Source organism: Exiguobacterium marinum DSM 16307, assembly GCF_000620845.1.
Classification (GTDB): domain Bacteria; phylum Bacillota; class Bacilli; order Exiguobacteriales; family Exiguobacteriaceae; genus Exiguobacterium; species Exiguobacterium marinum.
Map to the genome: position 1 here is coordinate 644,820 of NZ_KK211189.1, position 13,261 is coordinate 658,080.

Annotated in this window: 9 protein-coding genes; 3 read left to right on the top strand and 6 right to left on the bottom strand. The window is 48.7% G+C overall.

Features of this window, described 5'->3' with window-relative positions; all coding sequences use genetic code 11:
- Window positions 1-37 precede the first annotated feature (37 nt).
- The 5 genes from P400_RS14855 to P400_RS0103845 form a co-directional block, all read right to left on the bottom strand.
- The gene (locus P400_RS14855) at window positions 38-4,453 is read right to left on the bottom strand and encodes an ABC-2 family transporter permease (RefSeq protein WP_051545934.1); all 4,416 of its coding nucleotides are present in this window, start codon (window positions 4,451-4,453) and stop codon (window positions 38-40) included.
- A 100-nt stretch (window positions 4,454-4,553) separates the two neighbouring features.
- A complete protein-coding gene (kynB, locus tag P400_RS0103830) occupies window positions 4,554-5,177 on the bottom strand; it encodes an arylformamidase (protein ID WP_026824927.1) in 624 nt (207 codons plus the stop codon).
- Between the two features lie 15 nt (window positions 5,178-5,192).
- A complete protein-coding gene (gene kynA / locus P400_RS0103835; RefSeq protein WP_026824928.1) occupies window positions 5,193-6,032 on the bottom strand; it encodes a tryptophan 2,3-dioxygenase in 840 nt (279 codons plus the stop codon).
- A 12-nt stretch (window positions 6,033-6,044) separates the two neighbouring features.
- Window positions 6,045-7,319: a kynureninase gene (gene kynU / locus P400_RS0103840; protein ID WP_026824929.1), complete on the bottom strand. Its 1,275-nt coding sequence runs from the start codon at window positions 7,317-7,319 to the stop codon at window positions 6,045-6,047.
- A 139-nt stretch (window positions 7,320-7,458) separates the two neighbouring features.
- Window positions 7,459-8,973, bottom strand: coding sequence for a BCCT family transporter (locus tag P400_RS0103845; RefSeq protein WP_026824930.1), 1,515 nt, complete (start codon window positions 8,971-8,973; stop codon window positions 7,459-7,461).
- A gap of 134 nt (window positions 8,974-9,107) precedes the next feature.
- On the opposite strand from P400_RS0103845, the gene P400_RS0103850 reads away from it, so the two are divergent.
- Window positions 9,108-9,956, top strand: a complete 849-nt coding sequence (locus tag P400_RS0103850; protein ID WP_026824931.1) for a Cof-type HAD-IIB family hydrolase — start codon at window positions 9,108-9,110, stop codon at window positions 9,954-9,956.
- A gap of 567 nt (window positions 9,957-10,523) precedes the next feature.
- Window positions 10,524-10,688 (top strand): hypothetical protein, encoded by a 165-nt coding sequence (locus P400_RS15700; RefSeq protein WP_026824932.1) that lies wholly within the window; start codon window positions 10,524-10,526, stop codon window positions 10,686-10,688.
- 17 nt (window positions 10,689-10,705) lie between these two features.
- On the opposite strand, the gene abc-f is transcribed toward P400_RS15700, so the two are convergent.
- Window positions 10,706-12,550, bottom strand: a complete 1,845-nt coding sequence (abc-f, locus tag P400_RS0103860) for a ribosomal protection-like ABC-F family protein (RefSeq protein WP_051545935.1) — start codon at window positions 12,548-12,550, stop codon at window positions 10,706-10,708.
- Window positions 12,551-12,885: 335 nt separating this feature from the next.
- Between abc-f and P400_RS0103865 the strand changes: the two genes are divergently transcribed.
- The gene (locus P400_RS0103865) at window positions 12,886-13,212 is read left to right on the top strand and encodes a DMT family transporter (protein WP_235181821.1); all 327 of its coding nucleotides are present in this window, start codon (window positions 12,886-12,888) and stop codon (window positions 13,210-13,212) included.
- Window positions 13,213-13,261: the final 49 nt, after the last annotated feature.

Below are 13,261 nucleotides of genomic sequence, written 5' to 3' on the forward strand. Positions count from 1 at the left end.
ACGTGGGCTTTCGTATGGGCGCTCATTGAAATGTGGTCTACGCTTTGTTGAATCGATGACGGATCCGACGAAGGAACGGTCCATCCTGCCGTGCGTTCCAATAAAAGAAGAACGAGATTGGTGTTGCGAATAGAAGAAGGATCATGCCCACGAAGTAGACGAGACGTAAGACCGCATTCACCTGTACATCGCTTTCAGAAGACATATACAGTTGTGTCACGCCATTCAAGGCGACTTCACCGCGCTGCTCGCCTTCATTTGTCGAGAGTTCGAATAATGGGGACGGAGAGTCGTTCAACGTGAAGCGACCGAGTGAATCTTCGTGAGAGACCGTCCGTTTCATGACACTTCGCGTCACGTCGAGTGATTCAGCTTCTGTTGTAGCGAGCAACGGACGTTCGGTCACTTCCTCGACTGTCACTTGATCGGTAAGCAGAAGGTAATCGTAGCGGACGACGTTCAAGTTTTTCATCTCCAGTCGTCCTTCATTTTCAACATTTCCTCGTGCCCAAATGTGGAGCTGCATCGAGGCGGTATCTTCTGGTGGAATCAAAATCTGTTCATAGTGATTCCATGTCGGTTTACGGTCTTCTTCCACTTCACTGATGAAGTCGGTCCCGATTACACGACGTTCCTCATCGAGATAATACATCTTCACATGTCGATTTCGAATCTGTTCGCTCCGCGCATCGAAGGCGACCAAATATTCTCGGTCAGGGAGTGCCTTGATTTGTTCTGATGCGAAGATGTACCAGTCACAAGAACAGGTCGGTTCGTAAGAAGCGATAAACGTGTCGTCTTCGATTGTTGATTCGAACATATCATCTGTAATGGACACACAGGTCGCACACGTGGCGGCGGCTTCAGGTGTCGCGAGTGGTTCGGTCACGACGATCTCGTTCGGGTCAAACTTTCGTAAATCTTCCAGTTCGATTCGTGACGGTACGCGACTTTCCACAGCCAATTCGAGCGTGTACGATCCCGGTTCCATCTCAAATGTATTCGGAGTCCAACGTTTTAAAGTCGGATGGATATCATTGAGTGACTGAAGTTTGTATGGGAAGTCACGACGTAGGGAATCATAAGTGACCGTCTGCGTTCCGATATTTGTTTTCACATCAGGCAGTTGTCGCATCGCTGTGACATCAATCGTTTCTTCTTGGACGACTTCTTCGTCCTGTAGGATATGCAATCGTATCGTGCCGTCTGTTGAAACAGGCGGTGTCAGATTGATATGGAAACGGTAATCGCCAGGTTCTGCTACGTCAATCGTCCGTGACAACGCGCCGGACGTGAGCGAGACGCCTTTCCCGAAACTGAGCGACGGGTAGTTACGCTCGGACTGAATCGTCCCGCTGTAATCAAAGTCTTGTTCACCTTCGAGAACCATGAACGTATTTGTCGGCTCGAGCACTTGTTCAAGTGATTGCTGTAAGGACGTCCATTCATCTTCCGGCAAGAAGACGATGTTTTGAATGGCGTTAAAACCGACCGTGTTCTCGACTGTGATGGTCGTCTCATTTGTCTCGATCTCGTGTAGACCGAGTGGTAGCCACTCAAGCCGTGCGCCCGTTTGTCGGGTCGTTTCAACGATTTGTTTGTCATCGTTGATGGTGACGTCAAGCTGTCCGCCACTCTGATTTAATAAGACACGAGCAAATCCGATGTAGCGCCCCGGTGGTGTCTCTTTCGTAATCGAGAATGTGTTCGGCACCATGTGTGACTCGAAGCTCTCGATTTGAACATCGTGAATCCACCAGTACGTCTTTCGTTCTGGTTTTTGATAACTCAATAAGTCGATTCGCATCGTCTCGGCAGCCCGTGGCGTCACGTATTCCCCGCGAAGGTGAATTCCGTCTAAATTCCCGGAATCTCTTGGGGCGACGACGTAGGTCTGATCAATTTCTTTCCCGGATGCATCGAAGAAACGGACTTTGACATGCAAGCGGTCGACGCCTCGACCTGATGCAACGATACCGAATCGATACGCGTTATTCGGAAGCGCCGGCAACAATCCAGACTTCGCAACTTGCCAAATATAGTTCGGGTCTCCCTTAGCGACCTCGGCTTGAAGAAGCGGTACGTCGTTCGTCGAAGACAATGGGTTAGGTGACAGGTCGACAACGTCTGGGTTGTCCGATTTGAAGAACGTTTCATCTTCGAGCATCGAGTTGAACGAAGCGACGCGCTTTGTCGGTAAGTCGTCGAGCTCGTAAGGTGGGGCATCGATTCGGGCAGAGGCGAACGAAAGTCCGACACCGTCTCCGAAATCAAAGTCGAACGCAGGATCTTTCACGCCTTGTGTCTGTTGATACCAACGCCAGTCACTGTTCGCAAAAAGGGTCTTGCCCCACGTGAGAAATGGATTGGCGGAATCGATCGCCTCAAACGGCTTCCAGTAATAGTTGTCTGGTACCTGACTGAGGAGCATATCTTTTTGTTCGATCATCTCGATCGCGTCACCCGGACGAATCCAATCAAAGTCGTCGCTATGTCGCTGTGTCGTGAATAAAATCGACTGCTTCCCTTGTTCGTACCCAGGAAGCGTCCCATATGTGATGGAACGGTCAATTCCGTAAGGCGTCACAATGAGCTGTGGGACGGTCCGGTCGGTGAGCGGGGCGACGACATCAAACAAAGTGAATAGCCCGACTTGTTTCGTCCGGAGTAAGTCACGTTGCGAGGTGAGGACCTCCAAGTTGAACTGCTGTCGTTCTTCCATCCCTAAATATTCATCCCGATACGCGAACTGGTCGACACCGAACACTTTGATCAAGTTACTCGCTTCGTCTGACCGTCCTGTATCGAGCAAGTACTGTAGGAGCGAGAACAAATAACGAATCGCAGGAGTTGATCCTTCGTGATGAAACACCGTATTTTCAAGCGAACTGTACACATGGAAGTCACCAGTCGGTTTGACCGTTTCATCGAGTGCGGGATTTTGATTCCATCTCGGTGTCGCAACCCCGGTTATAGGTTGGGTCATCTCATCGGCAACAGGGAACTGAAGCCACTTCCCGTCAATTTCTTCCTGTATGGTCACGTATTCTTCAGGTACATCGACTGGCTTATAAAACCCTTCCATATAGACGGTGCGATACGGATTTATAAAAAGAATCAAGGCGACAAAACTACCGATGAAAAGGATGCCGCGATAGAGCGGCCGGGGAATTGCCTTGGACTGTCTGGCATCGACAATTCCAATTCCGAGCGAGAGCAGTAGACTGTAGCTGACAATCAATAGACCGACGAGCTTGTTCGGGTCGCGGAACATCGGACCAATTAAAGGTGTATACGTGACGAGCGCGACGAACGCGGTCGCGACCCATTCATATGTTCCGGTCGCGAAAATGATCAAACCGATGCCGAGTAAACCGAAGAACAAGTGAATCGGTCGTTTGTAGCTACCGAGAAAGCCAATTCCGATGAAGAAGAGCAAGACGCCTCCTGCCACCCAAAACGTCAGCGGAAGTGTATGCAAGTCGAACATCGGCCACCAGTAACTGATGGTATACAACACGTTCTCAATGGAAGAGTTGCGACTGAACAACATCAACGTCTCGGTGACGTTGATGTTATGTTGGGACGCCTGAGCCCCGAACAAGATGGAACCGACATACATAAAGAACCAGTAGCCATTGAACAAGATGAATACGAATCCGACTGCAGTGATAAGCCGGACGTAGTAGAAGAAAAACGATTTGAACGGCAACGTCTTTCGTTCGGTCCAAAGGGTTTTGGCAACGATCAGACTGAGCATGATTCCCATATAAATCGCTGAGAAGAAAAAGTAATGAATCCCGGCCGACATGAACATGAACGTGACAGACAACCCGATGGCATCCATCCAAATTCTCGGTGAGAGTCGTTTATCGAACGCAAAGTCCGGGTCTAGCTGACGTCGGAATTTCGGGTCGAACAAGTTGAAGAAGAGTAGGAGTGCGAACGGGAACAACGCATAGCCGCACAGGAGATAAATGTGTTGAATGCGCGTGATGATCCATGGGTTTAACGCATAAAACAACCCGGCGAGCGTGAACGTCATGAGTGTCATCAGGTGGAATTGTTTCGTGATATAAATCGAATGAAGTCGTTTGACGAGCGCGTACATGCTGAGCGCCGAGACGACGAGCAACGTTAAGATGAATGATTTGATAAGGAACGGTCCGGACGCGTCAAACAACAGACTCAGTCCATAAAGCGGTGCGATGAAGACGAGTCGAGGGACGTTCAACAATGTTGTCGTGCTCCATCGCTCATTCCACGCACCAAAAATCTCTTCGATATAGCGGTCAGACGATAGACCAAACGCGATATCGCTGAAGACGACCATTCCTGGGGAGAAGAGCGGGTACGCATAGACGAAGATGCATGACAGCATAATCGTCAAGGCGATGAGGTCGTAACGGTACGTATGCAGACCGTTTCGTAAAGTGGATAAGATGCGTTGCAAACCCGATCTGCCTCCTTTCATAACGTATGTCATCTATTTCGCCAAACGTTGAACTATCCCTGTCTAATCAAAAAAGAGACAGCCGATTCCGGCTATCTCTTTATAATATAGGACGAAGCAGTGCGCGAACTGGACTTCCATCCCCTTCAACAATCGGGAGGGGGACAGCGTTCAAGTCATAATCCCCCGGCAAGATATTGTCTAGGACGAGTCCTTCTAAGATGTGCACACCATTTCGTGCTAACGCATGATGGGCGCTCATCTCTTTGCTGTCAATCGCATCAACGGATGGCAAATCGAGTCCGATCAAGAAGATCCCGAGTTCTCCGAGGCGGTCGGCAAGAGACGGCGTCAGTTCAGGAATCATTTTGGGGAAGACGCGCTTATCTGGCCAACCATCTGTCTTCAAAATGAGGCGTTCCACTCCGGTCAAATCGTGACCGTCCAAGTCAGATGCTTCGATCTTCGTTTTATCCGGCAGATGAATGACACGGGCAGGGCCAATATAAATAGAAGGGTCGAGGTCGATGACGCGCTGTCCGTGATCATCAAAATGAAACGGCGCATCGATGTGGGTCCCGACGTGTAAACTCATCGTCACTTTCCCGACATTGACCGAACCGCTCTGTGCCATTGGCCAAGCAATCTCGTACGAAAACTTCGTATCTCCCGGCCATGTCGTCACACCGGCATGAAGCGGCTGTGATACATCAATCCATGTCATTTCGTTCAGCTCCTCTTATAATGATGTCCGGACCGTCCAAAGCTCAGGGAAGAAACGGTGGTCGAGCACACGTCGTAAATAGTTCACGCCAGACGAGCCACCCGTTCCCATCTTCTGCCCGATAATTCGTTCCACAGTACTCATATGGTTGAAGCGCCACATCTGTTGCTGACTGCCGATATCGAGTAACTTTTCACCAAGTTCGTATAAGTCCCAATACGTGTCGACGTCCCGGTAAATTTCGACCCATGCCTTCTCAACACTTTCATTCCATTCCCAGTCCTGTGTGACATCTCGTTCGAGCACACTCGCATCAATCGGAAGCCCCCTACGATGCATCTCACGGACAGTCACGTCATAAATGCTTGGTGCTTGAAGCGACCCTTCGAGCAGTGGATACAGTGTTTCATCATGCGCATAGACGCTTAGTGTCCGTGCATTTTTAAAGCCGAGCGCGAATTCGATTTGTCGGTTTTGGTAAGATTGAAAACCGGATGAGGAGCCGAGCTCGTCCCGGAACTCTAAATACTCAGCCGGCGTCAACGTCGCGAGGACACCCCATGACTGGATGAGTTGCTGCTGAATCTTCGAGACGCGGGCAAGCATCTTGAATGACCGCTCGAGCTCGCCGTTCGTGATGGCTGTCGTGGCCGCCGTCAATTCATGCAAGATGAGTTTCATCCACAATTCGCTCGTTTGATGGATGATGATGAATAGCATTTCATCGTGATGATCGGAAAGGCGGTGCTGACTCGATAAAATCGGGTCGAGCTGCAAATAGTCTCCGTACGACATGTCTTTCGAAAAGTCGGTTTGAATCGATTTTTCCACTTTATGTTCCGTGCGTTCACTCATGACAGTTCCCCCTTATGCGACCACTTCACGGACGTTCTCAAACGCCTCATATTCTTTGTCATCCATGATTTTTTTCAACGTCACAATCACGTCATACACATCGGTGAACGTGTTGTACAGCGCGACCGGTGCGAGACGAATGATGTTCGGTGCCCGGAAATCTGGGATGATGCGATGCTCTTTCAACGCTTTACAGATGCGTGCCGCCTCTGGGTGTTCGAGGCTCAAATGGGCACCGCGTTGACGTGTGTCCGTTGGGCTGCCGATGAAGAATCCGTGTGGTGCGAGCATCTCTTCGATCAAATCCATCATATACGTCGTGAGCGCGAGTGATTTTTGGCGAATCGCTTCCATTCCGACCTCATTAAACATCTCGAGGGCGCCAAGTTGTGGAGCGAGACTCATGACGTGTGGCGTCCCGATTTGGAATGCGCCGGCATGTTCAGCCGGTGTCATCGTATGGTCCATATCAAACTGTTTGTCTTTGCGTGAACCGAACCAGCCGGCGAGTCCCGGTGTCGTGCCGAAGTGACGTTCATGTACGAATAAGCCGCCAACCGTTCCCGGACCACCGTTCAAATGTTTGTAGTTGCACCAGTAAGCGAAGTCGACACCCCATTCATGGAAGTCGTGAGGGATGGCGCCGACGGAGTGACAAGCATCGAATCCAATTAAAATACCGCGTTCATGCGCCGCTTTCGCTAGGCGAGGCATATCTAAAATTTGACCACTCCGATACAGGACGGTCGGTAACACGATGAGCGCAATCTCGTCGGTCATTGCGGCAATCAAATCATCTTCTACTAAGAAGCGCCCGTCCGGACTGTCCACTTGAACGAGATGTTCTGATGGGTCGAGTCCACGCAGTTCGAGCTGACTCTTCAGAGCGTAAATGTCAGACGGGAACGTGAGGGCGTCTGCCAAAATCTTCGTTCGTTTGCCTTCTGGTTTGAAGAAAGAAGCGACGAGTTGATGCAAGTTCACCGTCGTCGAACCGGTCACCATCACTTCTTCCGCCTTTCCACCGATGAGCGGCGCGTTCAGTGCGGCCAACTCTTCGGACAAGTTGAACCAAGGGTGGCGACCAGACATCCAACCGTCAATCCCGAGTTCTCTCCAGTCCGCAAGCGATTCAAGGAGCGTACGCTCGGCTCGTTTCGATAAGAGACCGAGTGAATTTCCATCCATATAAATCCCGTCTTCCGGTAAATAAAATTCTTCCCGGTACGATGCGAGCGGGTCTTGTTTGTCTAGTTGTTGTGCGTAAGCACGTGTGAAATCGTTCATCTCCCCATATTCCCCCTTTAAAGCTTGTATGTTGTCAAAATCGTAGCAATCGGTCATGAGGAAGTCAACAAACAACGAGGTGTCGGCGAGTCAAACTAAAAAACGCTCAAGCATGATCTTGAGCGTTTAGGAGTGTAACTTATTTTATTTTTCGTACATTCTCTTGTCGGAGTAGCTTGAATAGTGTGAAGACCATCAATAAAAGGATGATGGTGAAGGGTAAAGCGGAAATTAAGGAAGCGGTTTGCAGTCCTTCAAGGCCGCTCGCAATCAATAAGACCGCCGCGATTCCTCCTAACAAAACACCCCAGGCGATTCGGACCGGAAGGGGAGGGTTCAAACTTCCGTTCGTCGTCATACTGCTAATGATATATGTGGCAGAGTCTGCCGACGTGATTAAAAAAGTCAAAATTAGCAGGATGGATAACACCGACAGGATGAGGCTGAACGGGAGCTCGGCAAACGTCACAAACAATGCGCTCGTCACATCCGCATCGACGGCTTGCGCGATTGAAGTACCTTCAAACAAATCTAGATGTAAAGCGGTACCCCCAAACACGGCAATCCAAAGGAGCGCGATGAAAGGCGGAACGATTAGGACACCGACCACGAATTCGCGAATCGTCCGTCCCCGAGAAACACGTGCCACGAATGCCCCGACAAATGGTGACCAAGCGATGGCCCATGCCCAGTAAAAGATGGTCCAATCTCGGACCCACGTTCCTTGCTGATACGGTTGCAGACGAAGGCTATAGCGAATGAAGTTTTGTAAGTAATCACCTAGACCGAGCGTAAGTGTCTCTAGAATGAAGATGGTCGGACCGGCAAAAAAGACGAAGACCATCAACACAAGCGCTGTACCTAAGTTAATGTTACTCAGCCATTTGATGCCGCGATCGAGACCGGTCGTCGTCGAGGTTAAAAAGAGGGCGGTCAAGACGACGATGATTGTGACTTGCATCCAAGCGGTATTTGGGAGTCCGAACACACTGTTCAGTCCACCATTGATTTGAAGAACACCTAAACCAAGTGATGTTGCGACTCCCATGACGGTAGCGATGACCGCTAAAATATCGATTGTCTGATTTAAAGGTTGTTTATACGGACGCTCTTTAATAAGGGGAGAGAGGCTGGTGGAGATGAGTCCATCTGCATTTCGTCGGAACTGGAAATAAGCGATAATCAGCCCGACAATTGCGAACACAGACCATTGGCTGACACCCCAATGGAAAAACGAATACGCCATCGCGAGGCGGGCGCCTTCAACAGTCAATGCCTCTGTATCCGCGTACGGCGGCGTGAAAAAGTGACTCATCGGTTCGGCAACACCCCAAAAGACGAGACCAACTCCAAATCCGGCAGAAAATAGCATGCCAATCCAGGTGAAGAAAGGATATTGAGGGCGGTCGTCATCTTTACCGAGACGGATTTTTCCGTATTTACTAAAGGCCAAAAAGATTAAAAAGAGCACAAACAAGAAAACAGCAAGTAAGTAGAACCAACCGAACGAGCGAGTCGTAAAGTTGAAAATAGATCCTGCAATCGAGGAAAATACGGTTGGCGCAATGGCTCCGAATAAAACGAGTAAGGCGATTAAACTTGCTGAAATATAAAACACCCGGTTCAAACGTGGTTTTTGTGTAGAATCCTTCATGTTGTCTCCTTTCGGTATAATTATTATTTAGGACTAGTAATCGATTCCCTATTCTCTACATTGCAAACAGGATATATAATCCATCGTGTTTTGAATACTTGATTCGGGAAAAGAAATAAAGAGGAGGGAATATTATGAAATTGATTGCGATTGACTTAGATGGAACGTTGCTATCGCGTACGGGTGTGATAACAAATGCAAACCGGGACACGATTCGTCGTCGACAAGAGGACGGTGACATCGTAGCGATTTGTTCAGGGCGTTCGATTCATGATATCGAAGAGTTATTGAAGCGTAATGATCTCGTCTGTCCAATTCTGTCTGGAAACGGAGCAATCGGCTTTTATGAGGACAAGCGAATTTATTATCACGCCATGGACCAATTCGTCGTTAACGGACTGTGGGAGATTGCCAAGGAGCATGACGCGTACGTCGAATTTTATACGAATGCGGGTGTAAAAGTCCTTCAGTCAGGCAGTGACTTGTTAAAACGAGAACTTGATGATGTATTACCTCACGATCAATCGTTCACGCGCGAATGGGCGGAGCGTGAGATTGAAATCCAAAATGAGCAATTCGGTCTGACGTATATGGATTCGATGGAAGACATCGACTTTGCGCAAGATGAAGTGTATAAGGTGTTTGTCTATTCGTTCGATCGCCAAAAGTTACATCGCTTGCGTAAAATCTATGAGCCACGGGATGATATTTTGATTACGACAGCAGGATGGACGAAGATTGAGATTGGTCATCCTCATGCGAGTAAGGGTGAGGCGCTAAAACAATTAGCTGATCATTATCAGGTTTCGATGCGTGATGTCGTCGCTATCGGAGATAATTTGAACGATGTATCGATGTTTGAAGTAGCCGAAACAAGAATTGCGATGGGAAATGCGGTAGACTCGTTAAAAGATTTGAGTACCCATATCACAAAGGACGTGGAAGAAGATGGGGTCGCCTACGCGCTGACACATTATGTATAAAATGATTATGGAGAAATCGTGAACGAGGATTGAAGGATGCTAAAAACGGATATTGTATACATGTAACCATTCACTTTCTGAAATGAGTCGGGGAACAGGGGGCATATTTGTCACCTGTAGCTGATGGCAGAAAGAGGGTGGGAAAGTCCATGTAAACGTGAATCGTGTATTCCAAACGATGATGCGTCGGCCTCTGTTTGCTATCGAAGCAAACATACCAGACATACTGTTTGTATAAGGAATCCCACATGATCCGCGTCATAGGTGGACAACATAGGTACCAAGTCCTGTTGTGCCCATTCAATCAAAGCGTCTACGAGTCACTTGTTCGATTTCATTCTTTAGGATGTGAAAACAACTGGTGAACCAATGGACAATGCATCGATTCGAATGATGCGTCACGCTGACTTGGACATCTCTAGTCGAACCAAATCATAGATGGGACGGTCAATCGAGTAGAAACTTGGTTGGATGAAAGTCCGGGGACTAGAGAATCGAGAAAAGCGCCGAGTGTGGGCGCTTTTCTTGTGGTATTCTATTGAGTGAATGCAGTGATGGAGGGATCTCATGCCAAAGTTATATTGGTTCGGGACGTTCTTTAGTGGCATGATTCTTTTGACCACGGGAACGATGGAAGGTCTTTACCGTCTGTTACCGATTGGATTGATGGCTATCGCGGTCATCGGCTATTTCATACAGACTCGATTCGAGCAAAAGAAGCGGCGCCCTTGATCGGGTGCCGCTTCTTTTTAAAAGGATTCGAGTAAACGTGTCATCACGTCATCGATCTCTTGCTGCAACGCATCGACTTGACGTTGGAGTGCCATTAACTCATCGAGGTCATCCAATTCATTCATCTGTTGAAGCAATGCTTGATGTTCTGCTTCTAATTGTGTCAAATGGGCTTCCTCATCCACCGTAGACGAAGCGGTTTTTGTCTGCTTTATCGATTTCGATGGTTTTGCGTGCTCCGTTTTAGGTTGCTCGCTTGAGTCGTGTTCGCGTTTTTCGAGGGCATAGGCGACGCTGCCTTCAAAACGTGTCATCGTCCCGTCAAGCCAATACGTCACCGGAAATAATTTATTCAGAAAGTAGCGATCGTGTGATACGGTGACGACCGTTCCAGGAAAACGTTCTAACGCCTCTTCAAGTGCTTCTCTCGATTCGATATCCAAATGGTTCGTCGGTTCATCTAAGACGAGGACATTGATTTCTTCATGGACGAGGATGGCGAGCATGAGTCGCATCTTCTCCCCGCCGCTCAAGTTCGACACGGGTTTAAACACACTCGCCCCGTAAAATAAGAATTGGGCGAGAAGGAGACGCGCTTTTCCTTCATCGACTGCAATGCGGTCCCGGAACGCCTCCATTAATCGATGGGATTCATCGAACGTGATGTGTTGTGATAGATAACCGATTTTCGCTTGGTCGGCTCGACGGACGGTACCGATTTGCGGTGCGACTTGACCGAGCAACAGCTTTAAAAGAGAAGACTTTCCGCTTCCGTTCGGTCCGACGATGGCGACACGCTCCCCGTGGCCTGTGTAAAAATTCACACCTTCGAAAAGCGGTCGGTCGTAACGGAGTGTCGCATCCGTCACCTCAAAGACGTCGCGTCCGGTTCGTCCGTTCGTCGTGAAATGGATGTTCGGTTGATCGGCTTCGAGTTGTGGTTTCTTGATTCGTTCAATTCGTTCGAGTGCCTTTTCCATCGATTTGGCGCGACGATAAAACTTTTCATTCGGTGGATTGCCTTCGTTGGCCCATTGCCGTAACTGCCGAATCGTTTCTTTCATCTTTTTAATCTTCTTTTGCTGCTCGGTATAGGCATGGAACTGATCGAGCAGCTGTTTTTCTTTTTGTGCGACAAAATCGGTATAGTTTCCGGGATAACTCGTCAATTCACCGTCTTCACACTCGACGATGCGCGTGGCAATCGCATCCAAGAAAACCCGATCATGGGAAACGATGAGGAGCGCTGAGGCGTAATCCTGTAAATAGGACTCGAGCCACGTCATCGCCTCTAAATCCAAATGGTTCGTCGGTTCATCTAAGATGAGTAACTCTGGTTCTTGTAGGAGAGCTAAGGCGAGTCCGATTTTTGTTCGTTCACCACCGCTAAGCGTATCGAACGGTTGATCCACAAATGAGGTCAATTTTAGTCCATCAATCATTGCGCTGATTTTTGACTCGTAGACATATCCACCCGCATGCTCGAATTGTGCTTGGGTGGCACCGTATGATTCGAGAAGACGTTCGAGCTGTTCGGACGTTGCCATCTCTTGCTCGAGACGAGCCATCTTTTCGCTTAAGCGAATCACTTCCTCAAAAGCAGTGTACAGGACGTCACGGCCACTGCGTTCGGGATAGTCAGGAAGCTGGACCAAATAGCCGATGGAGAGTCGTTGCCGACGGTAAATCGTCCCGGCGTCATGTTCTTCAGAGCCTACAATGATGCGTAACAGTGTCGTTTTGCCGCTTCCGTTTCGACCGATGAGTCCGACTCGTTCGTTTTCATTCATAAATAAATTCGTATCTGTGAGAACGGCGTGCCCACCGTATTGTTTTTGAATGTGTTGAAGATCGATTAACATAATAGGTTCCTCCTAAGGTTAGGGCCTATCAAAAAAACCGAGCGCAAAGAAGCGCTCGATTTAGAGAGAGGCGCTTTGTCGTATATTCAGCAATGTCTAAAAAGGACAGACGGGTCCCTTGATTAAACGACATCGTGAAAAATCGCACGCAAAATGTACAAATGTTCAGTTGTCCAATACGTACGGCCGACAAATTTCACCTTTCTCCCTCCTTTCCATTCAATCTATACCTTGATTGTAAGCGTTTTTCATATGGCTGACAATGTAAGTGAAGGAAATTGAAGCGATGACGTCTCATATAGGCGTCATTGAGGATGCGAGGAAATGAGGAAAGAATGGCTAGGAGCACTCAGTTTGACCCTTGCGGTGAGTATATGGGGCGGGATTCGGTTCGACGGACGGATTGGAAATGGAACGGACTCGTCGATGTCATTGGATACGTTGCTTCGATTTCATTTCAATTTATCGGAACGAAGCTATCGAATGCACATACCGGGTCGTTTGTAACCGCAGCGACTCCCGATTTCGTGGTCTTATTTGCCCGAATCCTGTTGAAGGAACGACTGACTCCTGTCAAAATTGGAGCGCTCGGATTGGCAACGGTAGGTGTTCTCATTGTCGTCGGTTGGGAAGGAAAAGGGACATTTTCGTACTCGTTCTAGCCGCTGTGACGTGGTCGACGCTTACGGAACGACGGCAACAACTGAAGAT